General features: G+C 52.6%; 21 protein-coding genes and 4 tRNA genes. 21 read left to right on the top strand and 4 right to left on the bottom strand.

The features are described from left to right. Nucleotides 1-26: 26 nt before the first annotated feature. The gene (gene rep / locus FDW97_RS20270) at nucleotides 27-2,051 is read left to right on the top strand and encodes a DNA helicase Rep (RefSeq protein WP_121529756.1); all 2,025 of its coding nucleotides are present in this window, start codon (nucleotides 27-29) and stop codon (nucleotides 2,049-2,051) included. Nucleotides 2,052-2,088: 37 nt separating this feature from the next. On the opposite strand, the gene gppA is transcribed toward rep, so the two are convergent. Together gppA and rhlB are read right to left on the bottom strand one after the other, a co-directional pair. Continuing rightward, entirely contained in the window at nucleotides 2,089-3,570 is a 1,482-nt protein-coding gene (gene gppA, locus FDW97_RS20275) for a guanosine-5'-triphosphate,3'-diphosphate diphosphatase (RefSeq protein WP_121529757.1), read from the bottom strand. Nucleotides 3,571-3,706: 136 nt separating this feature from the next. Further along, nucleotides 3,707-4,975 carry an ATP-dependent RNA helicase RhlB gene (gene rhlB, locus FDW97_RS20280; RefSeq protein ID WP_003829013.1) on the bottom strand — a complete coding sequence of 423 codons (1,269 nt, stop codon included), beginning with the start codon at nucleotides 4,973-4,975 and terminating at the stop codon, nucleotides 3,707-3,709. A 131-nt stretch (nucleotides 4,976-5,106) separates the two neighbouring features. Here rhlB and trxA point away from each other — a divergent pair, with 131 nt between their 5' ends. From trxA to FDW97_RS20380, 20 genes are all read left to right on the top strand, one after another. After that, nucleotides 5,107-5,436, top strand: coding sequence for a thioredoxin TrxA (gene trxA, locus FDW97_RS20285; protein ID WP_001280776.1), 330 nt, complete (start codon nucleotides 5,107-5,109; stop codon nucleotides 5,434-5,436). A 158-nt stretch (nucleotides 5,437-5,594) separates the two neighbouring features. Then, nucleotides 5,595-5,696, top strand: a complete 102-nt coding sequence (locus FDW97_RS20290) for a rho operon leader peptide (RefSeq protein ID WP_110496374.1) — start codon at nucleotides 5,595-5,597, stop codon at nucleotides 5,694-5,696. A 78-nt stretch (nucleotides 5,697-5,774) separates the two neighbouring features. Next, a complete protein-coding gene (gene rho, locus FDW97_RS20295; RefSeq protein WP_002437993.1) occupies nucleotides 5,775-7,034 on the top strand; it encodes a transcription termination factor Rho in 1,260 nt (419 codons plus the stop codon). Nucleotides 7,035-7,236: 202 nt separating this feature from the next. Next, nucleotides 7,237-8,367: a UDP-N-acetylglucosamine--undecaprenyl-phosphate N-acetylglucosaminephosphotransferase gene (gene wecA, locus FDW97_RS20300; protein WP_201745949.1), complete on the top strand. Its 1,131-nt coding sequence runs from the start codon at nucleotides 7,237-7,239 to the stop codon at nucleotides 8,365-8,367. A gap of 12 nt (nucleotides 8,368-8,379) precedes the next feature. Then, nucleotides 8,380-9,426 carry an ECA polysaccharide chain length modulation protein gene (gene wzzE, locus FDW97_RS20305; RefSeq protein WP_085049768.1) on the top strand — a complete coding sequence of 349 codons (1,047 nt, stop codon included), beginning with the start codon at nucleotides 8,380-8,382 and terminating at the stop codon, nucleotides 9,424-9,426. Between the two features lie 55 nt (nucleotides 9,427-9,481). Then, complete coding sequence (wecB, locus tag FDW97_RS20310; RefSeq protein ID WP_085049769.1) at nucleotides 9,482-10,612, top strand: non-hydrolyzing UDP-N-acetylglucosamine 2-epimerase; 1,131 nt, start codon at nucleotides 9,482-9,484, stop codon at nucleotides 10,610-10,612. After that, nucleotides 10,609-11,871 carry a UDP-N-acetyl-D-mannosamine dehydrogenase gene (gene wecC / locus FDW97_RS20315; protein ID WP_137351549.1) on the top strand — a complete coding sequence of 421 codons (1,263 nt, stop codon included), beginning with the start codon at nucleotides 10,609-10,611 and terminating at the stop codon, nucleotides 11,869-11,871. Before wecB ends, wecC begins: the two co-directional genes overlap by 4 nt. Next, nucleotides 11,871-12,938: a dTDP-glucose 4,6-dehydratase gene (gene rffG / locus FDW97_RS20320; protein ID WP_137347642.1), complete on the top strand. Its 1,068-nt coding sequence runs from the start codon at nucleotides 11,871-11,873 to the stop codon at nucleotides 12,936-12,938. The genes wecC and rffG overlap by 1 nt, the downstream gene beginning before the upstream one ends. A 33-nt stretch (nucleotides 12,939-12,971) precedes the next feature. Next, entirely contained in the window at nucleotides 12,972-13,853 is an 882-nt protein-coding gene (gene rfbA / locus FDW97_RS20325; RefSeq protein WP_038634554.1) for a glucose-1-phosphate thymidylyltransferase RfbA, read from the top strand. Further along, the gene (rffC, locus tag FDW97_RS20330) at nucleotides 13,831-14,508 is read left to right on the top strand and encodes a dTDP-4-amino-4,6-dideoxy-D-galactose acyltransferase (RefSeq protein WP_038634550.1); all 678 of its coding nucleotides are present in this window, start codon (nucleotides 13,831-13,833) and stop codon (nucleotides 14,506-14,508) included. The genes rfbA and rffC overlap by 23 nt, the downstream gene beginning before the upstream one ends. Before the next feature lie 4 nt (nucleotides 14,509-14,512). After that, nucleotides 14,513-15,643 carry a dTDP-4-amino-4,6-dideoxygalactose transaminase gene (gene rffA / locus FDW97_RS20335; protein WP_069325091.1) on the top strand — a complete coding sequence of 377 codons (1,131 nt, stop codon included), beginning with the start codon at nucleotides 14,513-14,515 and terminating at the stop codon, nucleotides 15,641-15,643. A 1-nt stretch (nucleotide 15,644) separates the two neighbouring features. Then, nucleotides 15,645-16,895, top strand: a complete 1,251-nt coding sequence (wzxE, locus tag FDW97_RS20340) for a lipid III flippase WzxE (RefSeq protein ID WP_038634544.1) — start codon at nucleotides 15,645-15,647, stop codon at nucleotides 16,893-16,895. Further along, entirely contained in the window at nucleotides 16,892-17,971 is a 1,080-nt protein-coding gene (locus tag FDW97_RS20345; protein WP_137351550.1) for a TDP-N-acetylfucosamine:lipid II N-acetylfucosaminyltransferase, read from the top strand. The genes wzxE and FDW97_RS20345 overlap by 4 nt, the downstream gene beginning before the upstream one ends. Beyond that, entirely contained in the window at nucleotides 17,968-19,323 is a 1,356-nt protein-coding gene (wzyE, locus tag FDW97_RS20350) for an ECA oligosaccharide polymerase (protein WP_038634539.1), read from the top strand. Before FDW97_RS20345 ends, wzyE begins: the two co-directional genes overlap by 4 nt. Beyond that, nucleotides 19,323-20,063, top strand: coding sequence for a lipopolysaccharide N-acetylmannosaminouronosyltransferase (gene wecG, locus FDW97_RS20355; protein WP_069325088.1), 741 nt, complete (start codon nucleotides 19,323-19,325; stop codon nucleotides 20,061-20,063). Before wzyE ends, wecG begins: the two co-directional genes overlap by 1 nt. Before the next feature lie 276 nt (nucleotides 20,064-20,339). After that, the gene (locus tag FDW97_RS20360; RefSeq protein WP_137347640.1) at nucleotides 20,340-21,725 is read left to right on the top strand and encodes an amino acid permease; all 1,386 of its coding nucleotides are present in this window, start codon (nucleotides 20,340-20,342) and stop codon (nucleotides 21,723-21,725) included. A 102-nt stretch (nucleotides 21,726-21,827) separates the two neighbouring features. Continuing rightward, a tRNA-Arg gene (locus FDW97_RS20365) sits at nucleotides 21,828-21,904 on the top strand. Between the two features lie 56 nt (nucleotides 21,905-21,960). After that, a tRNA-His gene (locus tag FDW97_RS20370) sits at nucleotides 21,961-22,036 on the top strand. A gap of 20 nt (nucleotides 22,037-22,056) precedes the next feature. After that, nucleotides 22,057-22,142: transfer RNA gene (locus FDW97_RS20375), tRNA-Leu, on the top strand. Nucleotides 22,143-22,183: 41 nt separating this feature from the next. Beyond that, a tRNA-Pro gene (locus FDW97_RS20380) sits at nucleotides 22,184-22,260 on the top strand. A gap of 418 nt (nucleotides 22,261-22,678) precedes the next feature. Here FDW97_RS20380 and hemY read toward each other — a convergent pair. Both hemY and hemX read right to left on the bottom strand, forming a co-directional pair. Then, nucleotides 22,679-23,878: a protoheme IX biogenesis protein HemY gene (hemY, locus tag FDW97_RS20385; RefSeq protein ID WP_038634530.1), complete on the bottom strand. Its 1,200-nt coding sequence runs from the start codon at nucleotides 23,876-23,878 to the stop codon at nucleotides 22,679-22,681. A gap of 2 nt (nucleotides 23,879-23,880) precedes the next feature. Further along, nucleotides 23,881-25,056 (bottom strand): uroporphyrinogen-III C-methyltransferase, encoded by a 1,176-nt coding sequence (gene hemX, locus FDW97_RS20390; RefSeq protein WP_137351551.1) that lies wholly within the window; start codon nucleotides 25,054-25,056, stop codon nucleotides 23,881-23,883. Between the last annotated feature and the right edge of the window lie 6 nt (nucleotides 25,057-25,062).

Below are 25,062 nucleotides of genomic sequence, written 5' to 3' on the forward strand. Positions count from 1 at the left end.
CGTGTTTACAGATTGAGCAATCCTCTATGCGTTTGAACCCCGGACAACAACAAGCCGTCGAATTCGTCACCGGACCTTGCCTGGTGCTGGCGGGAGCTGGTTCCGGTAAGACGCGTGTTATCACCAATAAAATCGCGCATCTGATTCGTGAGTGTGGCTACCAGGCACGACATATTGCGGCCGTAACCTTTACCAATAAGGCTGCGCGCGAGATGAAAGAGCGCGTGGCGCAAACGCTGGGGCGTAAAGAAGCACGTGGGTTGATGATCTCCACTTTCCACACACTGGGACTGGATGTCATTAAGCGCGAATATGCGGCGCTGGGGATGAAGTCGAACTTCTCGCTGTTTGACGATACCGACCAGGTGGCCCTGCTTAAGGAACTGACCGAAGGGCTAATTGAAGACGATAAGCTTATTCTCCAACAGCTGATCTCGACGATCTCCAACTGGAAAAACGATCTGATGACCCCGGCGCAGGCGGCGGCCAGCGCGAAGGGCGAACGCGATCGTATTTTTGCCCACTGCTACGGTTTGTATGACGCCCATATGAAGGCGTGTAACGTTCTCGATTTTGACGATCTGATCCTGCTCCCGACGCTGCTGCTTCAGCGCAATGAAGAAGTGCGCGAGCGCTGGCAGAATAAAATCCGCTATCTGCTGGTGGATGAATATCAGGACACCAACACCAGTCAGTACGAGCTGGTGAAGTTGCTGGTGGGGAAACGGGCACGCTTCACCGTCGTGGGCGATGACGATCAGTCGATCTACTCCTGGCGCGGCGCGCGTCCGCAGAACCTGGTGCTGCTGAGCAAAGACTTCCCGGACTTGCAGGTGGTTAAACTGGAGCAAAACTACCGCTCCTCCGGGCGCATTCTCAAGGCGGCGAATATTCTCATCGCCAATAACCCGCATGTGTTTGAAAAGCGACTCTTTTCTGAACTGGGCTATGGTGCGGAGCTTAAGGTATTGAGCGCCAATAACGAAGAGCATGAAGCGGAGCGCGTCACCGGTGAACTGATTGCCCATCACTTCGTCAATAAGACGCAGTATAAGGACTATGCGATTCTGTATCGCGGCAACCATCAGTCGCGGGTGTTTGAAAAATTCCTGATGCAGAACCGCATCCCGTACAAAATTTCCGGCGGTACCTCGTTCTTCTCTCGTCCGGAGATTAAAGACTTGCTGGCCTATCTACGCGTACTCAGCAACCCGGATGACGACAGCGCGTTCCTGCGCATCGTTAATACGCCGAAGCGCGAGATTGGCCCGGCGACGCTGCAGAAATTGGGTGAATGGGCGATGACGCGTAATAAAAGCCTGTTTACCGCCAGTTTTGACATGGGCCTGAGCTCGACGCTGACCGGACGCGGATATGATTCACTGACCCGTTTTACGCACTGGTTGGGTGAAATTCAGCGCCTGGCAGAGCGTGAGCCCGTTGCGGCCGTGCGCGATCTTATCCACGGCATTGATTACGAGTCCTGGCTGTATGAAACCTCGCCGAGTCCGAAAGCGGCAGAAATGCGCATGAAGAACGTCAACACGCTGTTTAGCTGGATGACAGAGATGCTGGAAGGCAGCGAGCTGGAAGAGCCAATGACCCTGACCCAGGTGGTTACTCGTTTTACCCTGCGTGACATGATGGAGCGCGGAGAGAGCGAAGAAGAACTGGATCAGGTGCAGTTGATGACGCTGCATGCTTCGAAAGGGCTGGAGTTCCCGTACGTGTTTATGGTGGGAATGGAGGAAGGATTTTTGCCGCACCAGAGCAGCATTGATGAAGACAATATCGATGAAGAGCGTCGTCTGGCTTACGTAGGGATTACTCGCGCGCAGAAAGAGCTCATCTTTACCCTGTGTAAAGAACGCCGTCAGTACGGTGAGCTGGTACGCCCGGAACCGAGCCGTTTCCTGTTAGAACTGCCACAGGATGACGTTATCTGGGAACAGGAGCGTAAAGTGGTAAGCGCTGAGGAACGGATGCAAAAAGGGCAGGCCAGTATTGCCAATATTCGGGCGATGATGGCAAAGGCGAAAGCGAAGCCGTAGGCCGGATAAGCGCAAGCGCCTTCCGGCAAATCAACGATTAACGTACTTCCAGCGGCCAGTGGACATAGCTTTGCCACTCGCTTTCCTGATCGATGAGCTCTTTACCTAGCGGGTGATGTTCCAGCCAGCCTTCAGGCAGTATGACCGTCAAGTGCTCATCTCTTGCATTAAGCTGAATTTCCGGCACCAAATCATCGCGGCGACGGCTGGCGAAAATAATCGCCAGACGCAGCAAACGGCAAAGGTGCTCCGCGATGCGCGGTGGCACGGCGTTTTGCTGATGGAGCGAAGAGAGATCGACCGGATTGGTCTGGTTAAGTAACAACGTGGCTAACAGTTTTTTCTGCGCCGGCGTAAAACCTGGAAGATCGAGATTGCGCACCAGATAAGCCGCATGCTGTGGTGCCTGTTTAAAATCAACGCTCAACCCAATTTCATGCAGCTGGCAGGCGCTAATCAGCAGTTCGCGGCTAATTGCTTCCAGATGCCACTTATTTTCGACTTGATCGAGGAATTTCGTTGCTAACATGGCAACGCGATGCGCTTGCTCTGTATCGACCATGAATCGACGCTGAATATTACGTAACGTGCGGCTGCGAATATCCTGATCCACCGCCAGATGTAGCATGCCATAGACCAGCCCTTCGCGTAATGCGCCGCCAGCAAGGGTCATGCACTGAATATTCAGTTCGGTGAAAATGGCAATCAGGATCGCCAGCCCGCTGGGGAAAACCAGCGCACGTTCCAGCGTTAAGCCTTCAATTTCCAGCTCTTCCAGACGGCCACAATGAATGGCTCGCTGCTTTAGCTGCTGAAGTTTCGCCAGCGTGATACGCTCATCCATGCCTTGCGCCATCATGATTTCCTGCAACGCCTGGACGGTACCAGAAGCACCAACGCAGACTTTCCAGCCATGAAAACGCAGTTTGTCAGCGACCGGACGCAGCACTTCGCGCGCAGCCTGCTCGGCCTGGTCGAAGTTTTCCTGCGCCAGATTACGATCGGTAAAATACCGTTCGAGCCAGGTGACGCAGCCCATTGACAGGCTAAACAAGGACGTCGTTTGTGCGCCGGAGCCGGTAACCAGTTCAGTGCTGGCGCCGCCAATATCAACGACCAGACGCTGATCGGCCCCGCCGGTAGTGTGGGCTACACCCTGATAAATCAGTCGTGCTTCTTCTTCGCCGCTAATGACCTGGACAGGACAGCCGAGGATATCTTGCGCTTTAGCGATAAACTCATCGGCATTTACAGCGATGCGTAATGTTGCCGTGGCGACCACGCGGATTTGCGGTTGAGGTATATCCTGCAGGCGTTCAGCAAACAGGCGCAAACATTGCCAACCGCGCTCCATCGCCTCTGCGGAGAGAACGTAGTCGCTATTGAGTCCAGCGGCCAGACGCACTTTGCGTTTAATACGCGTGAGCGTCTGGATGCTTCCCGCCACCTCGCGTACGACCAGCATATGAAAACTATTGGAGCCGAGATCGATTGCCGCATACAACGAGGTAGAGTTCATACACTTCATCCTTCAACCTGTATCTGTGTTGGCTGCGTTCTCTCACCCGAATCACTTACTTTAGTAAGGTCATCGGGATTCGTTTTCTTGCCGCCTTGATAAAGGCTGAATGATTTTGTGTATGGCATAACTTTTCTTAACCTGAACGACGACGATTACGCGGAGCGCCACCGGTACGACGTGGGCCATTACCTGTGCGCGGGCGCGTCAGGCGCAGCGGCTTCGGCAGATCGGTCATTAGCGCATCCGGGTTGTACTTGCTGACCGGAATCGAGTGGCCGATATAGGTCTCGATTGCAGGTAAATTCAGCGCGTATTCTTCGCAGGCCAGGCTGATAGAGTGACCGCTTGCGCCAGCACGACCCGTACGACCGATACGGTGAACGTAATCTTCACAGTCATCCGGCAGGTCATAGTTAAAGACGTGCGTTACGGCTGGGATATGCAGGCCACGCGCGGCCACGTCAGTCGCAACGAGAATGTCGAGATCGCCACGGGTGAACTCATCCAGGATACGCAGGCGTTTTTTCTGCGCCACGTCACCGGTCAACAGGCCGACGCGATGACCATCCGCAGCGAGGCTGCCCCAGATATCTTCACAACGATGCTTGGTGTTAGCAAAGACGATGGCGCGATCTGGCCACTCTTCTTCAATCAGCGTTTGCAATAAACGCATTTTTTCTTCGTTGGAAGGATAGAAGAGTTCTTCTTTAATGCGGTGACCTGTCTTCTGCTCTGGTTCGACTTCCACATACTCAGCGTTATTCATTTGTTCGAACGCCAGTTCGCGGACGCGATAAGAGAGGGTTGCAGAAAACAGCATGTTCAGACGTTGGGTGGTTGGCGGCATACGACGGAACAGCCAACGGATATCTTTAATAAAGCCCAGATCGTACATACGATCGGCTTCATCCAGCACCACGACCTGAATCGCGCCCAGGTTAATGTGGTTCTGCTTTGCATAGTCAATGAGACGACCGGTGGTGCCGATAAGAATATCGACGCCGCTTTCCAGCACTTTCAGCTGTTTGTCGTAACCGTCGCCGCCATAAGCCAGGCCTAATTTCAGACCGGTGGTTTGTGCCAGCGGCTCGGCATCAGCGTGGATTTGCACGGCTAACTCACGCGTTGGCGCCATAATTAACGCACGCGGTTGGTTCACCTTGCGATCGGCAATCGCGGGATGAGAGAGAAGATAATGAAACGTTGACGTCAGGAACGCCATCGTTTTTCCGGTACCGGTTTGCGCCTGCCCTGCAACATCACGACCTGCCAGCGTTAGCGGCAGCGCGAGGGCCTGAATGGGCGTGCAGTTATGAAACCCTTTATTTTCAAGGGCTTCTATCACCTTTGGGTGCAGGGCGAAGTCGGAAAACTTCTGTTCTGTTAAATGTGTTTTGCTCATAGTGTGGTAGAATATCAGCTTACTATTGCTTTACGAAAGCGTATCCGGTGAAATAAAGTCAACCTTTAGTTGGTTAATGCTACACCAACAGCCTACACCAACACGCCAGGCTTATTCCTGTGGAGTTATATATGAGCGATAAAATTATTCACCTGACTGACGACAGTTTTGACACGGATGTACTCAAAGCGGACGGAGCGATCCTTGTTGATTTCTGGGCAGAGTGGTGCGGTCCGTGCAAAATGATCGCTCCGATTCTGGATGAAATCGCTGACGAATATCAGGGCAAACTGACGGTTGCTAAACTGAACATTGACCAAAACCCAGGCACCGCGCCGAAGTATGGTATTCGTGGTATCCCGACCCTGCTGTTGTTTAAAAACGGCGAAGTAGCGGCGACTAAAGTCGGCGCACTGTCCAAAGGTCAGTTGAAAGAATTCCTCGACGCGAATTTGGCGTAAGGAAGTCTCATGATCGGGCGACCATACTTCGAATTGATTCGGATGACTGGACGCCCGACTTGAGTCGTGCTAAGTTAGTGTTGACTTCGTATTAAACATACCTTATTAAGTTTGAATCTGGTTATATCCCATACTTCCCGTAGTTTCTCGCGCGAGAAGTGGACAGATTCAGGGCCTTATCACTCAATCCGTCTTGTCGTTTCAGTTCTGCGTACTTTCCTGTGACCAGACAGCGAACAGACATGAGTCGATGGCCGTAAACAGGCATGGATGACCCTGCCATACCATTCACAACATTAAGTTCGAGATTTACCCCAAGTTTAAGAACTCACACCATTATGAATCTTACCGAATTAAAGAATACGCCGGTTTCTGAGCTGATCACTCTCGGCGAAAATATGGGCCTTGAAAACCTGGCTCGTATGCGCAAGCAGGACATTATTTTTGCCATCCTGAAGCAGCACGCAAAGAGTGGCGAGGATATCTTTGGTGACGGTGTGCTGGAGATATTGCAGGACGGATTTGGTTTCCTCCGCTCTGCAGACAGCTCCTACCTCGCCGGTCCTGATGACATCTACGTTTCTCCCAGCCAAATCCGCCGTTTCAACCTCCGCACTGGTGATACCATTTCTGGTAAGATTCGCCCGCCGAAAGAAGGTGAACGCTACTTTGCGCTGTTGAAAGTTAACGAAGTTAACTACGACAAACCAGAAAACGCCCGTAACAAAATCCTCTTTGAGAACTTAACCCCGCTGCACGCAAACTCTCGTCTGCGTATGGAACGTGGTAATGGTTCTACTGAAGACTTAACGGCGCGCGTACTGGATCTGGCATCGCCGATCGGTCGTGGTCAGCGCGGTCTGATCGTTGCTCCGCCGAAAGCGGGTAAAACCATGCTGCTGCAGAACATCGCGCAGAGCATTGCTTACAATCATCCAGACTGTGTGCTGATGGTGCTGCTGATTGACGAACGTCCGGAAGAAGTAACCGAGATGCAGCGTCTGGTGAAAGGTGAAGTTGTTGCGTCTACTTTTGACGAACCCGCCTCCCGTCACGTTCAGGTTGCGGAAATGGTCATCGAGAAGGCGAAGCGTCTGGTTGAACACAAGAAAGACGTTATCATTCTGCTTGACTCCATCACCCGTCTGGCGCGTGCTTATAACACCGTAGTTCCGGCTTCCGGTAAAGTTCTGACTGGTGGTGTAGACGCTAACGCCCTGCACCGTCCGAAACGTTTCTTCGGTGCTGCGCGTAACGTGGAAGAAGGCGGCAGCCTGACCATCATCGCGACTGCGCTGATCGATACCGGCTCTAAAATGGATGAAGTTATCTACGAAGAGTTTAAAGGTACCGGCAACATGGAACTGCACCTCTCTCGTAAGATTGCTGAAAAACGCGTCTTCCCGGCTATCGACTACAACCGTTCCGGTACCCGTAAAGAAGAGCTGCTCACCACCCAGGAAGAGCTGCAGAAAATGTGGATCCTGCGCAAAATCATCCATCCGATGGGTGAAATCGACGCGATGGAATTCCTCATTAATAAGCTGGCGATGACCAAGACCAACGACGACTTCTTCGATATGATGAAGCGTTCCTGATTCTGGCATCATCTGAAAACGCCACGTTTTTACGTGGCGTTTTGCTTTTACGATTCATCCTAATGTTTGGTCAGATAAAATTGTCAATATTATCGGCGTCATGGATTGTCACAATGTGCGGCATGACCTACAAGAGGTAGGAAGTGTAATGTTTTAGCTGCTCTCTTCAAGGGGGCGTCTTAACGCATTATACTTTAAGGAAATGATATATGCTGAGAACACATACACTGTGAATCTACTCGCTGCTTTCTCTGAGCTAGTTAGTATTTTTTTATTCACAACCATTTTTATTTTTTTGGCGCGAAAAGTAGCCATAAAAATAGGTTTAGTGGATAAGCCAAACTTCCGCAAACGTCACCAAGGGATTATTCCTTTAGTGGGCGGGATTTCTGTGTTTGCAGGGATCAATTTTATGTTTGGTCTTTCGGATTATTACATTCCCCATGCCTCGTTATACCTCTTTTGTGCAAGTGTGCTGGTGTTTGTTGGCGCGCTTGACGATCGTTTTGATATCAGCGTAAAAATTCGGGCAGTCGTTCAGGCGGCGATTGCTATTGTGATGATGGTAAAAGGTGAGCTTTACCTAAGTAGCCTGGGGTATATTTTTGGCCCGTGGGAGTTGTTGTTGGGTCCCTTTGGTTATTTTCTCACCCTTTTTGCCGTCTGGGCGGCGATTAACGCCTTTAATATGGTTGATGGCATTGATGGCTTGTTAGGCGGGCTATCCAGCGTCTCATTCGCCGCGATGGGGTTTATCCTGTGGTTCGATGGTCAGACAAGCCTGGCTATCTGGTGTTTTGCCATGATTGCCGCCATCCTGCCTTACATCATGCTGAATCTGGGCATTCTTGGACGCCGCTATAAAGTCTTTATGGGCGATGCGGGGAGTACGCTGATTGGCTTTACAGTCATTTGGATCCTGCTGGAGACCACACAAGGTGCAACACACCCTATTAGCCCGGTCACTGCACTGTGGATTATCGCCATTCCGTTAATGGATATGGTGGCGATTATGTATCGTCGTTTACGTAAAGGCATGAGTCCTTTCTCTGCAGATCGCCAGCATATTCATCATTTAGTGATGCGCGCAGGGTTTACTTCCCGACAGGCATTTGTTCTGATCACGCTGGCTGCAGCGATTCTGGCCTCTATCGGCGTACTGGCTGAATATTTTCGTTTAGTCCCTGAATGGGCCATGTTGGTGCTCTTTTTACTGGCATTCGGTCTTTACGGTTACTGTATTAAGCGGGCATGGAAGGTGGCGAGATTTATTAAGCGTGTTAAGCGCAGGCTGCGAAGGCACCGCGAAGGCAAACCAAACTTAACCAAGTGAATTGAGGATGCGATGACACAACCATTACCGGGGGAACACGCCGTGAGCGCAGAAAATGAACTGGATATCCGTGGGTTGTTTCGTGCCTTATGGGCAGGGAAAGTGTGGATTATTGGTATCGCGCTTGCCTTTGCGATAGTCGCTCTCGCCTATACATTTTTTGCACGTCAGGAGTGGAGTGCTACGGCGATTTCAGACAAGCCAACGGTTAATATGTTGGGCGGTTACTACTCTCAACAGCAGTTTTTGCGTAACCTGGATATTAAGGCCAGCCTCGCATCTGCGGACCAGCCGTCGGTAATGGACGAAGCCTATAAAGAATTCATCATGCAGCTCGCCTCCTGGGATACGCGTCGTGAATTCTGGCAGCAGACTGATTACTATAAGCAGCGTATGGTGGGTAACAGTAAAGCCGATGCGGCGATGCTGGATGAACTGATTGGTAACATCCAGTTTATGCCTGGCGATGCGTTACGTAATACCAATGACAGTGTGAAGCTGATTGCGGAGACGGCTCCTGATGCCAACAATCTACTGCGTCAGTACGTCGCCTTTGCCAGTCAGCGCGCGGCGCATCATCTGAACGAAGAGTTAAAAGGGGCCTGGGCTGCACGCACTGTGCAGATGAAGGCGCAGGTTAAACGCCAGGAAGAAGTGGCGAAATCACTATTCTCCCGCCGTGTTCACAACATTGAGCAGGCACTCAAAATTGCCGAACAGCATAACATTTCGCGTACCTCCACTGATGTTCCTGCTGATGAGTTGCCGGATTCTGAACTGTTCTTACTTGGACGTCCTATGCTGCAGGCGCGACTTGAAAACTTGCAGTCTGTTGGTCCGGACTTCGATCTGGACTACTTCCAAAACCGAGCCATGCTGAACACACTGAACGTTGGGCCAACTCTGGATCCGCGTTTTCAGACCTATCGTTATCTGCGTACGCCGGAAGAGCCCGTAAAACGTGACAGCCCTCGCCGTGCCTTCCTGATGATTATGTGGGGCATTGTTGGGGCTCTGATTGGTGCTGGCGTCGCGTTAACCCGTCGCCGCGCGATTTAGCAATACCGTTGCAGTGAGGGGCTGGGCCCTCACTGCCAATCCGAAGAGAATCGATGTGAAAGTACTGACTGTATTTGGCACGCGACCGGAGGCTATAAAAATGGCACCTCTGGTTCATGCGTTGGCAAAAGATCCTGATTTTGAGGCAAAAGTTTGCGTCACAGCGCAGCATCGGGAGATGCTCGATCAGGTGTTGAACCTCTTTTCCATAGTACCTGACTACGATCTCAATATTATGCAGCCAGGTCAGGGGCTAACAGAAATTACCTGCCGAATCCTTGAAGGGTTAAAGCCAATTCTGGCTGATTTCAAACCTGATGTGGTGCTGGTGCACGGTGATACCACGACCACTATTGCTACCAGTTTGGCTGCGTTCTATCAGCGCATCCCGGTGGGGCATGTAGAGGCGGGTTTACGTACTGGCGATCTTTACTCTCCCTGGCCGGAAGAGGCGAACCGTACGCTTACCGGGCGTCTGGCTATGTATCATTTTGCGCCGACAGAAAACTCGCGGCAGAATTTGTTACGGGAAGCTATTCCTGATAATCGTATTTTCGTCACGGGCAATACGGTTATTGATGCGTTGATCTGGGTACGCGACCGCGTACTGGCGAGTGATGCATTGCGGGCTGAACTGGCCGAACATTACCCTTTCCTCGACGCTAATAAAAAGATGATCCTGGTGACCGGTCATCGTCGGGAAAGCTTCGGTCGCGGCTTTGAAAACATTTGCCACGCGCTGGCGGAAATTGCTGCGGCTAATCAGAATGTGCAGATTGTCTATCCGGTACACCTGAATCCTAACGTCAGCGAGCCGGTCAACCGCATCCTGGGGCACGTTGAAAACGTGATTCTGATTGAACCGCAGGACTACATGCCGTTTGTCTGGCTGATGAATCACGCCTGGCTGATCCTGACCGATTCCGGCGGGATTCAGGAAGAAGCCCCATCCCTGGGGAAACCGGTGCTGGTGATGCGTGAAACAACGGAACGGCCTGAAGCTATTACCGCAGGCACTGTACGCCTGGTGGGGACTGACCCACAGCGTATTGTAGAAGAAGTCACGCGTTTGCTGCATGACGACAATGAATATCAGACCATGAGCCGTGCCCATAACCCATATGGTGACGGGCTGGCGTGTGGCCGCATTTTACACGCGTTAAAAAATAATCGGGTATCGCTATGAGTTTTACGACCATTTCTGTCATTGGGCTGGGTTATATCGGACTGCCAACGGCGGCTGCCTTTGCTTCCCGTCAAAAACATGTAATTGGCGTAGATGTAAATCAACATGCAGTGGATACCATTAATCGCGGCGAAATTCACATCGTTGAGCCCGATCTGGCCGCTGTGGTGAAAACGGCGGTCGAAAACGGATTTCTTCGTGCAACCACCACTCCCGTAGACGCTGATGCGTATCTGATTGCTGTGCCTACCCCGTTCAAGGGAGAGCATGAACCCGATATGGTCTACGTTGAAGCTGCGGCGAAGTCTCTTGCGCCAGTGCTGAAAAAAGGCGCGTTGGTGATACTTGAATCGACGTCACCGGTCGGGGCAACTGAACAGATGGCTGCATGGCTTGCAGAAATGCGGCCTGATCTGACTTTCCCACAGCAGGTCGGTGAACAGGCCGATGTGAATATTGCGTATTGTCCGGAGCGCGTGCTGCCAGGCCAGGTCATGGTCGAACTGATTAAAAACGACCGCGTGATCGGCGGGATGACCTCCGTCTGTTCCGCGCGCGCCAGTGAGCTGTATAACATCTTCCTTGAGGGTGAATGTGTCGTGACCAACGCCCGCACCGCGGAAATGTGCAAGCTGACTGAGAATAGCTTCCGCGACGTTAATATCGCCTTTGCGAATGAATTATCGCTAATTTGCGCCGATCAGGGGATTAACGTCTGGGAACTGATTCGCCTGGCAAACCGTCATCCGCGAGTCAATATTCTGCAACCAGGACCTGGCGTTGGTGGACACTGTATCGCGGTCGATCCGTGGTTTATCGTGGCGCAGAACCCGCAGCAGGCGAAACTGATCCGTACCGCACGCGAAGTTAATGATGGTAAGCCTCATTGGGTCGTCGAGCGGGTAAAAGCCGCTGTGGCCGACTGTCTGGCAGATACCAACAAACGGGCCAGTGAAGTGAAAATCGCCTGCTTTGGTTTGGCTTTTAAACCGAATATTGATGATTTACGTGAAAGCCCGGCGATGGGAATTGCGCAGAGTATCGCGCATTGGCACAAAGGTGAAATGCTGGTGGTGGAACCGAATATCCATCAACTGCCGAAAAAACTGGACGGCATTTGCCAACTGGCGACATTGGACGATGCGCTGGCAAGCGCCGATGTGCTGGTCATGCTGGTCGACCATAATGAATTTAAAGCCATTAAAGGCGATGCGGTTCTTCAGCAGTACATCGTTGATACCAAAGGGGTCTGGCGCTAATGAAACGAATTCTGGTTACCGGTGGCGCGGGGTTTATCGGCTCGGCGGTTGTACGCCATATTATTCAAGAGACCCAGGATGCGGTGGTTGTGGTCGATAAGCTGACCTATGCCGGAAACCTGATGTCGCTGACGCCGGTTGCACAGAATGACCGTTTTGCCTTTGAGAAAGTGGATATCTGCGATCGGGCATCGCTCGACAAGGTGTTTCAACACTACCAGCCAGACTGCGTGATGCATCTGGCGGCAGAAAGCCATGTCGATCGCTCCATTGATGGTCCGGCTGCTTTTATCGAAACCAACATTGTGGGCACCTACACGCTGTTGGAAGCGGCACGCGCTTACTGGAGTGCATTGGCCAGCGAGAAAAAATCGGCGTTTCGCTTCCACCATATCTCAACTGATGAGGTGTATGGCGATCTCCATTCGACAGATGATTTCTTTACTGAAAGCACGCCTTATGCGCCGAGTAGCCCTTATTCCGCGTCGAAAGCCAGCAGCGATCATCTGGTACGCGCGTGGTTGCGAACCTATGGCCTGCCAACGCTCATTACCAACTGCTCTAACAACTATGGCCCCTACCATTTCCCGGAAAAACTCATCCCGCTGATGATCCTCAACGCATTGGCTGGGAAACCGCTGCCGGTATACGGCAATGGGCAACAGATCCGCGACTGGTTGTATGTAGAAGATCATGCCAGGGCGCTCTATTGCGTGGCGACAACGGGCGCGATTGGGGAAACCTATAATATTGGTGGTCACAATGAGCGTAAAAACCTGGATGTTGTCGAAACGGTTTGCAGCCTGTTGGAAGAGCTGGCGCCGCAAAAACCACAAGGCATTGCACAGTACCGAGACTTGATCACTTTTGTTGACGATCGCCCGGGTCATGATGTGCGGTATGCCATTGACGCGTCGAAAATTGCGCGTGAATTAGGCTGGATACCGCAGGAAACGTTTGAAAGCGGAATGCGCAAAACCGTGCAGTGGTATCTGGATAATCAGGCATGGTGGAAACCCGTGCAGGATGGCAGCTATCAGGGTGAACGTTTAGGTCTGAAGGGCTAACAGCCTGGTTTTGGCTCCCGGAGGAGACAACGCATGAAAGGTATCATTCTGGCGGGCGGTTCAGGTACTCGCCTGTATCCCATTACGCGTGGCGTATCGAAGCAGCTATTGCCTATTTACGATAAGCCGATGATTTACTACCCGCTATCAGTGCTAATGCTGGCGGGGATTCGCGAAATTCTGATTATTACCACGCCGGAAGATAAAGGTTATTTCCAGCGTTTGTTAGGCGATGGCTCTGAGTTCGGCATTGAATTGCACTATGCCGAGCAACCCAGCCCGGATGGATTAGCGCAGGCATTTATCATTGGTGAAACGTTCCTTAACGGTGAACCGTCATGTCTGGTATTAGGGGATAATATCTTCTTTGGTCAGGGCTTCAGTCCAAAACTACGTCATGTAGCCGCCCGCACAGAAGGTGCGACGGTGTTTGGTTACCAGGTCATGGATCCTGAACGTTTTGGTGTTGTGGAGTTTGACGACAATTTTCGCGCTATCTCTCTGGAAGAGAAGCCGAAAGCACCGAAATCTAACTGGGCGGTAACAGGGCTCTATTTCTATGACAGTAAAGTGGTGGAATACGCAAAACGCGTGAAACCTTCTGAGCGTGGAGAACTGGAGATTACGTCGATCAACCAGATGTATCTTGATGATGGGCATCTGACGGTGGAATTGCTTGGACGTGGCTTTGCCTGGCTGGATACCGGTACGCATGACAGTCTGATCGAAGCGAGTACTTTTGTGCAGACGGTAGAAAAACGTCAGGGTTTTAAAATAGCCTGTCTGGAAGAGATCGCCTGGCGTAACGGTTGGCTGGATGATGAAGGCGTGAAACGTGCCGCCAGCTCGCTGGCTAAAACGGGCTATGGCCAATATTTGCTGGAGCTGCTCCGTGCTCGTCCGCGCCAGTATTGAGCCGCTTAGCTGGGAAAATACGTTTTTTGGCGTGAATAGTGCCATTATACGTTTTGACCAACACGCGCCGGTTCTGACGGTGGATGCGTTACGTCCCTGGTCGCGGGTACAGGCAAAAATTGCTGCCGCAAATACCCATGAATTGGATGCCTTGCAGCGGTTGGGTTTCTCACTGGTCGAAGGCGAAGTGGATTTTGTACTGCCAGTGACGTGTGCCAGCGGCAACTCTGACGCGCAGATCGCGCAAACTACGGATATCCCGGCATTACGCTGCCTGGCAGAACAGGCATTCGCGCAAAGCCGTTTTCGCGCCCCGTGGTATGCCGCAGATGCCAGTTCGCGTTTTTATGCGCAGTGGATTGAAAATGCGGTGCTGGGGACGTTCGATCATCAATGCCTCGTTTTACGCACGCCGACAGGTGAAATTCGTGGTTATGTCTCGCTGCGCGAACTGAATGCGACCGAGGCGCGAATAGGCCTACTGGCTGGGCGTGGCGCGGGTGAAGAACTAATGCTGGCTGCGCTTTGCTGGGCGCAGGCCCGCGGTAAAACAATATTGCGCGTGGCAACCCAAATGGGTAACACCGCCGCGCTTAAACGTTACATACACAGTGGTGCGAATGTGGAAAGCACCGCGTATTGGTTATACAGGTGACACGATGATTCCATTTAATGCACCGCCGGTGGTGGGAACTGAACTCGATTACATGCAGTCTGCGATGAACAGCGGCAAACTGTGTGGCGACGGCGGCTTTACCCGTCGCTGTCAGCAGTGGCTGGAGCAGCATTTTGGCAGCGAGAAAGTTCTGTTGACGCCATCTTGTACCGCATCGCTTGAGATGGCGGCATTGCTGTTGGACATTCAGCCCGGCGATGAAATCATCATGCCGAGCTACACATTTGTCTCCACGGCTAACGCATTCGTTTTACGCGGGGCGAAAATCGTCTTTGTTGATATCCGTCCGGATACCATGAACATTGACGAAACGCTGATTGAAGCGGCGATCACCGACAAAACCCGCGCTATTGTGCCGGTACATTACGCGGGCGTGGCCTGCGAAATGGATACCATTATGGCGCTGGCCAGCAAACATAACCTGTATGTGGTCGAAGATGCGGCTCAGGGCGTGATGTCGACCTACAAAGGCCGGGCGCTGGGGACAATTGGTCACATCGGCTGCTTTAGCTTCCATGAAACCAAAAACTACACTGCAGGCGGTGAAGGCGGCGCGACGTTGATTAATGATAAAAAATTAGTCGAACGTGCCGAGATTATTCGTGAAAAAGGAACGAACCGTAGCCAGTTTTTCCGTGGCCAGGTAGATAAGTATACCTGGCGCGATATCGGCTCCAGCTATCTGATGTCCGATCTGCAGGCTGCCTATTTGTGGGCGCAACTGGAAGCGGCCGACCGTATTAACCAGCAGCGTCTGGCGCTGTGGCAGAATTACTATGATGCCCTCGAACCGCTGGCGCGTGCCGGACGTATTGAGCTGCCTGCTGTCCCGGAAAACTGCGTGCAGAATGCCCATATGTTTTATATCAAGCTGCGCGATATCGACGATCGCACCGCGTTGATTAATTTCCTCAAAGAAGCCGAAATTATGGCGGTGTTCCACTATATCCCGCTGCATGATTGCCCGGCTGGCGATAAATTTGGCGAGTTTGCCGGTGTTGATCGTTACACCACCAAAGAGAGCGAGCGTCTGCTGCGTTTACCGCTGTTCTATAACCTGTCACCGGTTAACCAGCGAACGGTAATTTCGACCTTACTCAATTACTTCTCCTGATATGTCGCTTGCTAAAGCGTCCTTATGGACGGCGGCCAGTACGCTGGTAAAAATTGGGGCGGGTTTGCTGGTGGTGAAACTATTGGCCGTCTCCTTTGGCCCGGCAGGTGTGGGTCAGGCGGGTAATTTTCGCCAAATGGTCACCGTGCTGGGCGTGTTGGCGGGAGCTGGCATTTTCAACGGCGTCACGAAATACGTTGCGCAGCACCATGACGATCCGGCCCGGCTCCGTAAGGTGGTCGGTACATCTTCCGCAATGGTGCTGGGATTCTCTACGCTGATGGCGGCGGTTTTTCTGCTGGCGGCCGCGCCGATCAGTCAGGGGTTGTTTGGCCATACGCATTATCAGGGGCTGGTTCGACTGGTTGCGCTGGTGCAGATGGGTATCGCCTGGGCGAACCTGCTACTGGCGCTAATGAAAGGCTTCCGCGATGCGGCAGGCAACGCGCTGTCGCTGATTGTGGGTAGCCTGGTTGGCGTAGTGGCTTACTATGGCTGCTATCGCCTGGGGGGCTATGAAGGCGCCTTGCTGGGTCTGGCCCTGGTGCCTGCGCTGGTCGTTATCCCTGCCATTATTATGCTGCTTAAGCGTGGAACTATTCCGCTGCATTACCTGAAACCCTCGTGGGACAATGGTCTGGCAGGTCAGTTAAGCAAGTTTACGCTGATGGCGCTGATTACCTCTGTAACGCTGCCTGTGGCATACGTGATGATGCGAAACCTGCTGGCGGCACAGTACAGCTGGGATGATGTGGGGATCTGGCAGGGGGTCAGCAGTATCTCCGATGCGTATCTGCAATTTATTACCGCCTCATTCAGTGTTTACTTGCTGCCGACGTTGTCGCGGCTGACAGAAAAGCATGACATTACCCGCGAGGTCATTAAGTCGCTGAAGTTCGTGCTGCCGGCGGTTGCCGCCGCGAGCTTTACGGTTTGGCTATTGCGTGATTTTGCGATCTGGCTGCTCTTTTCCGCAAAATTTACCGCCATGCGCGACCTGTTTGCCTGGCAACTGGTCGGCGATGTACTGAAAGTTGGCGCCTACGTTTTTGGGTATCTGGTGATCGCGAAAGCGTCGCTGCGGTTTTATATTTTGGCTGAAATTAGCCAGTTCATGTTATTGACGGCGTTTGCCCACTGGCTGATCCCGGCACATGGTGCTCTGGGCGCAGCGCAGGCGTATATGGCAACATACATCGTCTATTTTTCTCTTTGTTGTGGCGTGTTTTTACTCTGGCGTAGGCGGGCATGACTGTACTGATTCACGTTCTGGGATCGGATATCCCTCACCATAACCACACCGTGCTGCGGTTTTTTAACGATTCGCTGGCTGCGACGAGCGAGCACGCGTGCACGTTTATGGTTGCAGGCCAGGATGCTGGGTTCAGTGAGAGCTGCCCGGCGTTATCGCTGAGTTTCTACGACGGAAAAAAGGCGCTGGCCCAGGCGGTTATTGCGAAGGCGAAAGCGGATCGCCAACAGCGCTTCTTCTTTCATGGTCAGTTCAACACCAGCCTGTGGCTGGCACTGCTGAGTGGGGGAATTAAACCGGAGCAGTTTTACTGGCACATCTGGGGCGCGGATTTATATGAAGTTTCCAGTGGGCTGAAATTCCGCCTGTTTTACCCGATTCGTCGCATGGCGCAGAATCGCGTGGGCTGCGTGTTTGCTACGCGAGGCGATTTACGTTATTTCGCCGGGCAGCATCCGCACGTTCGCGGCGAACTGCTCTATTTCCCAACGCGGATGGATCCCTCGCTCAATAATATGAGCAGTGAAAGCCAGCGCAGCGGTAAGATGACGGTGTTGGTTGGCAACTCTGGCGATCGCAGCAATGAGCATATTGCCGCGCTACGTGCTGTTCACCAGCAGTTTGGTGACACGGTGAATGTGATCGTGCCAATGGGGTATCCGGCCAATAATACGGCCTATATCGACGAGGTTCGTCAGGCGGGTCTGGCATTATTTAGCGCGGATAATTTGCAAATATTGAGTGAAAAACTGGAGTTTGATGCCTATCTGGCACTATTGCGTCAGTGCGATCTGGGCTACTTTATTTTTGCTCGTCAGCAAGGGATCGGCACCTTATGTTTGTTGATCCAGGCCGGTATCCCATGCGTGCTCAACCGTGAAAATCCTTTCTGGCAGGATATGGCAGAGCAAAATATCCCGGTTCTGTTTACGACAGATCAACTCAATGAAGGTCTCGTACGCGAAGCGCAGCGGCAACTGGCGTTGGTAGATAAAAATACGATCACCTTCTTTAGTCCGAATTATCTGCAGCCGTGGCATAACGCGCTGCGCATTGCTTCAGGAGAAACTAAATGAGCCTGATGCAATTCAGCGGGCTGCTGGTGGTCTGGCTGCTCTCCACTTTGTTTATCGCCACGCTGACCTGGTTTGAATTCCGCCGCGTGCGTTTTAACTTCAACGTCTTTTTCTCGTTGCTGTTTTTGCTAACGTTCTTCTTCGGATTCCCGCTGACCAGCATCCTGGTGTTTCGTTTTGATGTGGCGGTAGCGCCCCCGGAGATCCTGCTGCAGGCTTTGCTGTCAGCCGCTTGCTTCTATGCCGTTTACTACGTGACGTATAAAACGCGTTTACGTAAGCGCGTAGAGGATAAGCCGCGCAGGCCGCTATTTACCATCAATCGCGTTGAAGCCCATTTAACCTGGGTTATTCTGATGGCGATTGCGTTGGTGAGCGTGGGCGTCTTCTTTATGCACAATGGGTTCCTGCTGTTCAGACTGCAATCCTACAGCCAGATTTTTTCCAGTGAAGTCTCTGGCGTGGCGTTAAAGCGCTTCTTCTACTTCTTCATTCCGGCGATGCTGGTGGTCTACTTTCTGCGTCAGGACAGCAAAGCGTGGCTGTTCTTCCTGGTAAGCACCGTCGCGTTTGGCTTGTTGACCTATATGATTGTCGGCGGAACGCGCGCCAATATTATTATCGCGTTTGCCATCTTCCTGTTTATCGGCATTATTCGCGGTTGGATTTCGCTGTGGATGCTGGCCGCAGCAGGCGTGTTGGGCATCGTCGGTATGTTCTGGCTGGCGCTGAAACGCTACGGGATGAACGTGAGCGGTGACGAGGCGTTCTATACGTTCCTGTACCTGACGCGTGATACTTTCTCGCCGTGGGAAAACCTGGCGCTGTTGCTGCAGAACTACCACAATATTGAGTTCCAGGGGCTGGCGCCGATCGTCCGTGATTTCTACGTCTTTATCCCCACCTGGCTGTGGCCCGGGCGGCCGAGTATCGTTCTCAACTCCGCGAACTACTTTACCTGGGAAGTGTTGAACAACCACTCGGGGCTGGCGATTTCACCCACGTTAATTGGTTCGCTGGTGGTGATGGGCGGGGCGCTGTTTATACCGTTAGGCGCGATTGTCGTCGGGTTAATCATTAAATGGTTCGACTGGCTATATGAATTAGGTAACCGCGAAACCAATCGCTACAAGGCGGCCATTTTGCACAGTTTCTGTTTTGGCGCCATTTTCAATATGATCGTTTTGGCACGTGAAGGACTGGATTCGTTTGTCTCGCGAGTGGTCTTTTTCCTCGTGATTTTTGGCGTTTGTCTGCTGGTGGCAAAACTGCTGTTCTGGCTATTCGATAGCGCGGGACTTATCCATAAACGAATTAAATCGCTGCCCCGGACACAGATTGAAGGATCGTAATGACGGATAACACAACTGCGCCACTCTATTCGCTGCGCGGACTACAACTGATTGGCTGGCGCGATATGCAACACGCGCTAAATTACCTGTTTGCCGAAGGACGCCTCAGGCCTGGGACGCTGGTGGCTATCAATGCCGAGAAAATGCTGACGGCAGAAGATAACCCTGAAGTGCGGGATCTGATTAACGCCGCTGAGTTCAAATATGCGGATGGTATTAGCGTGGTGCGTTCGGTGCGTAAAAAATTCCCGCAGGCTCAGATTTCACGCGTAGCGGGGGCCGATCTCTGGGAAGCGCTAATGGCGAGAGCCGGGCAGGAGGGAACGCCGGTTTTCCTGATTGGCGGCAAGCCTGAGGTTCTGGCGCAAACCGAAGCCAAATTGCGTGCGCAGTGGCATGTGAACATTGTGGGTAGCCAGGACGGTTATTTTACGCCGGAGCAGCGTCAGGCATTGTTTGAACGTATCCACGCCAGCGGTGCGCAAATTGTGACGGTAGCGATGGGATCGCCGAAACAAGAAATTTTTATGCGTGATTGCCGGAAGATCCACCCTGAAGCGCTGTATATGGGGGTAGGGGGGACCTACGACGTCTTTACCGGTCACGTTAAGCGTGCGCCTAAACTCTGGCAAAATCTGGGGCTGGAGTGGCTGTATCGCTTACTGTCACAGCCGAGCCGTATCACCCGTCAACTTCGTTTGTTGCGCTATCTCCGCTGGCACTATACCGGCAACCTCTGATGCTCTCTCCTCTGATAAGTAGCGTGATCTGCTAATCACGCTACTTATTCACAACATAATCGCTGCTTTCTCGCACAATCTATTCATTTTTTGAATGCTTTAATTGCCATTTAAGCGATTTTAGGAAACCATTCGCAACAATCATTACAGTGCCGTGGTGTTTTTGGCGCCAACCGTTAAGCGGTCGGTGCCGTATGGCCTGTTATGGAATAACAAGATGTACCCATAACGAGAACCGGTAATACCGGACAGCATGCAAACACATCAAGAGGATTTATGGCCGAGAACAAACCTGAGCTACAGCGTGGGCTGGAGGCTCGTCACATCGAATTAATTGCCCTTGGAGGCACTATTGGCGTCGGACTGTTTATGGGCGCCGCCAGTACCCTGAAATGGGCGGGGCCTTCGGTACTGCTGGCGTATATCGTCGCGGGGCTGTTCGTCTTTTTCATTATGCGTTCCATGGGGGAGATGTTATTCCTCGAGCCGGTTGCCGGTTCATTCGCGGTTTACGCGCACCGTTACATGAGCCCCTTCTTTGGCTATCTCACCGCCTGGTCATACTGGTTTATGTGGATGGCGGTAGGGATATCAGAGATTACCGCCATCGGGGTGTACGTACAGTTCTGGTTCCCGGAAATGGCGCAATGGATACCTGCCCTGATTGCTGTCGGGCTGGTTGCGCTGGCAAACCTCGCCGCGGTTCGCCTGTATGGTGAAATTGAATTCTGGTTTGCCATGATCAAAGTGACCACCATCATTGTGATGATCGTTATTGGGTTAGGGGTCATTTTCTTCGGCTTTGGCAATGGCGGTCAGGCGATTGGCTTTGGCAACCTGACCGACCACGGCGGCTTCTTTGCCGGCGGCTGGAAGGGTTTTCTGACGGCATTGTGTATTGTCGTGGCTTCCTACCAGGGCGTAGAGCTGATCGGCATTACTGCGGGTGAGGCGAAGAACCCCCAGGTCACGCTGCGTAGCGCGGTGGGGAAGGTGCTGTGGCGTATCCTGATTTTCTACGTCGGCGCGATCTTTGTTATCGTCACTATTTTCCCGTGGAACGAGATCGGCAGCAACGGCAGCCCGTTTGTTCTCACCTTTGCCAAGATTGGTATTACCGCCGCGGCAGGGATTATTAACTTTGTGGTCCTGACGGCGGCACTGTCTGGCTGTAACAGCGGCATGTACAGCTGCGGGCGTATGCTCTACGCGCTGGCAAAGAATCGCCAGCTACCAGCCGCTGTTGGAAAAGTCTCTCGCCATGGCGTGCCGGTTGCCGGTGTAGCGATTTCTATCGCGATCCTGCTGATTGGTTCGTGCCTGAACTACATCATTCCCAATCCGCAACGGGTGTTCGTTTATGTCTATAGTGCCAGTGTGTTGCCGGGGATGGTGCCGTGGTTTGTGATCCTGATAAGCCAGCTGCGTTTCCGTCAGGCGCATAAAGCGGCGATCGCCAGTCATCCTTTCCGCTCGATTCTGTTCCCGTGGGCGAATTATTTGACGATGGCGTTCCTGGTTTGCGTATTAATCGGTATGTACTTTAATGAAGATACCCGAATGTCGCTGTTTGTTGGGATTATCTTCTTACTGGCTGTGACGCTCATTTATAAGGTTTTTGGTCTGAATCGTCATGGCACAGCCCATAAATTGCGGGAATAAGCGACAAAACGCACAAACCATGACCAAACGATAATTTATTTTAAAAAAGCACTAGACAGAAGACCGAGACCTCCGTAATATCCAGCCCCGCAACGGCGCTAAGCGCCCGTAGCTCAGCTGGATAGAGCGCTGCCCTCCGGAGGCAGAGGTCTCAGGTTCGAATCCTGTCGGGCGCACCATTTAGTTAGGTGCCGGAGCTGCGGTGGTTTTAATACCGCGTAAAAGATTTGCAGTGGTGGCTATAGCTCAGTTGGTAGAGCCCTGGATTGTGATTCCAGTTGTCGTGGGTTCGAATCCCATTAGCCACCCCATTAATTTAAAGTTGTGAAATGCGAAGGTGGCGGAATTGGTAGACGCGCTAGCTTCAGGTGTTAGTGTCCTTAGGATGTGGGGGTTCGAGTCCCCCCCCTCGCACCACGACTTAAAGAATTGAACTAAAAATTCAAAAAGCAGTAAAACGGCGAGTAGCGCAGCTTGGTAGCGCAACTGGTTTGGGACCAGTGGGTCGGAGGTTCGAATCCTCTCTCGCCGACCAATTTTGAACCCCGCTTCGGCGGGGTTTTTTGTTTTCTGATTTTCCCTCCTCAGCCTTTATTCCCGCGAATTACCTGATGTCTTAAAAAGTTCGAATCCATAGTTTTTGCAGTGCAATCGTGGCATGCGTTGTGCAATAATATACGGGTAGATGCTCATTCCATCTCTTATGTTCGCCATCAGGCCTCATAAACTCAGGAATGATGCAGAGCCGTTTACGGTGCTTATCGTCCACAGACAGATGTCGCTCATGCCTCATCAAACACCATGGACATAACGTTGAGTGAAGCACCCATTATGTTGTCATACAGACCTGTTTAACGCCTGCTCCTTACCGAGCGGGCGTTTTTTTATGCATCTTGAATGATTTTGTGTAGACGGTAGGCCCGGTAAGCGAAGCGCCACCGGGCAAGAGGGAATTACTGCGGGGGATTGTTGTTCTGCAGCGTCAACATCAGGCCATCACGGCGCATGGTGGCGGCTTCTTCCGGCTGATGCAGTCTGTCCAGCGCGTCAGCAAGCCAGGCGTAGTCGTAGGCGTCCGGGCGCTGTTTGAGCGCAGCACGGAAGGCGAGCGTGGCTTCCTGCCATTCACCATGCTTCATTAACGATTGCCCCAGCGTGCTCCACAGCAACGGGCGATCGCCAACGGCCTTAATCTGCTGGCGAAGCACTTTTTCTATCTGTTCCGGGTTGTTGGTTTTCAGGCGCGGGATCGGCAGCACCAGACGGTCGTCATACTGACGTTTCAGACCGTCAATGATGACCTGCTGCGCCGTATCGTGATCGTCGCACTCAATCAGATGTTCAGCCATCGCGACCTGCAGGGCAACCTGATGACGGGTTTTACGGTTCTGGTTTTTCCACCACGTACGTAGCCCCTCACTGCCCTGATCGGCGCGAACCTGATCCATCAGACCCACCCATGCCTGTTGTTCCAGCATTGCGCGGTGCTCTTCATCACCCACATGCGCTTTAGCCATAGATGGAATGATATCCAGTAACGAACTCCATGCGCCGGTGCGAATGTAGGCTTGCTCAGCCAGACGCAGCACTTCCGGATGACGCGGCGTCACCTCCAGCAGCTTATCTACGCTGTGGCGCGCGGCGTGATTTTCATTACGCGCCAGTTGCAGACGAACGCGAGCGATTTCTACCGGGATCGTATCATTCCCGGCCAGTTCAGCTGCACGCTCAAGGTGTTGATTCGCGCGCGCTTCATCGCCACGTTGCTGGGCCGCTTCTGCCGCCAGCAGGTAATTCACTACCGGTTGTTCAGCATGATCGGCGTTTTTCGACATCAGCTTTTCAACCTGCTGATAATCGCCTTCCGCCAGTTTGAGCAGCGCTTGTTCAGTCTGCTTGCGGGCGCGGCGACGTTTACGGCCGACAAACCATCCGCGGGTATGCGCGCCGGTGCGGAAAATTCGGCGCAGCAGCCATTCAATCGCAAACAGGACGACCATCGCGACGATCAGGATGATCACCAGGCCCGTCACGCTGGTTTCAATGTTGTAATTATCGGTTTGGATCAGCACGTAGCCCTGATGACCGGCAATCATTGGACCAACGACGATCCCGGCAATCAACAGTACAAAGAGTAATAATACTTTTAGCATCATTATTCTCCTTGCGGCGCGGTTGCCGGGGTGTCTGCCGAAGGAGCAGGAGCGGCGGCAACCGGCGCTGTGACAGGCTGCGCCAGTAAATTACGCACGCGGGTCTGCATAAATTTGTCGAGAATAGCCTGGCTCTGCAGTGTTTCTGGCACATCCATACTGATGCTTTGTTGGCTCAGCTGGTCTACCTCTTCCAGGAAAGCTTTGGTGGTTGCATCGTCGGTGTCGTAGTAGGCGCGTACCCAGGTAGAGACATTTTCCAGCGCCTGGCGGTATGTCTCTTCCTGATGACGCGGTACGGCCTGGGCGGCTACTAACAGGCGAGAACGAATGTTCTCACGTAAGTAAACGTCCTGGTTCGGCGCCAGCAGCGGGACGGCGGTTTCATCTCGACGGCGAACAGTGATAAAGCTGTCCATAAAATTCTGCCAGCTTTTTTGCAGGTTGACGCGCCATTCACTAATTGAGCTGGACAGCTCGCTGCTGTCGGAGTCCATCGGTGAATCGTCGGTGTCGTTGTCGGCCAGACGCAGGTTATCAATCTGGTTAGAGAGCTGATTCACTTTCAGGATAATGCCGTCATAGTCGACCTGAGTTACCGCGGAGAGGCTCGCGATGTCGTCAGTAATCGCGCGACGGGCGGCAATTAAGCTCGGGTCGTTCATATCCGCCAGACTGGCGTCGGCGCTTTTCAGCAGCGCCGCGGCGGTGGTAACGTCCTGATCGCTCCATAATTTACGACCAGCCAGTTTTACCAGAAAATCAGCCTGCGCCAGCAGCCATGTCCCAGCATCGCTGCCGGAGATAGTGGCGACCTTTTGCTGTACTTCATCAAGCTGTTTGACCAGCGCGGCTTGCTGGCGAGTGGCTTCATCAAGCTGCGTTGCCTGCTGTTTAATGATGCCTTCCAGCTCAGCTTTTTGGCTTTCTTGCGCTTTTTGCAGCGCCGTCAGCTGGTTCGCCAGCGCATCGCTGGTTGCCGTCTGCGTTGTTGCCTGCTGTTTCCCCCAGCCATACAGACCCACACCTGCTGCCAGCGCAATAGCAATCGCCACCGCGCTCAGAATCAGCGCCGTGCTGTTGTTACCCTTTTTTTCAGTATTGACTGGCTGTGCTGTGGTTTCCACGGCCTCCCTGGTCTCTTCAACCACGGCGGAGGATTTTTCTTGTTCCGTCATTATGGC

The organism is Citrobacter sp. wls708 (assembly GCF_005281255.1).
Lineage (GTDB): Bacteria > Pseudomonadota > Gammaproteobacteria > Enterobacterales > Enterobacteriaceae > Citrobacter > Citrobacter werkmanii.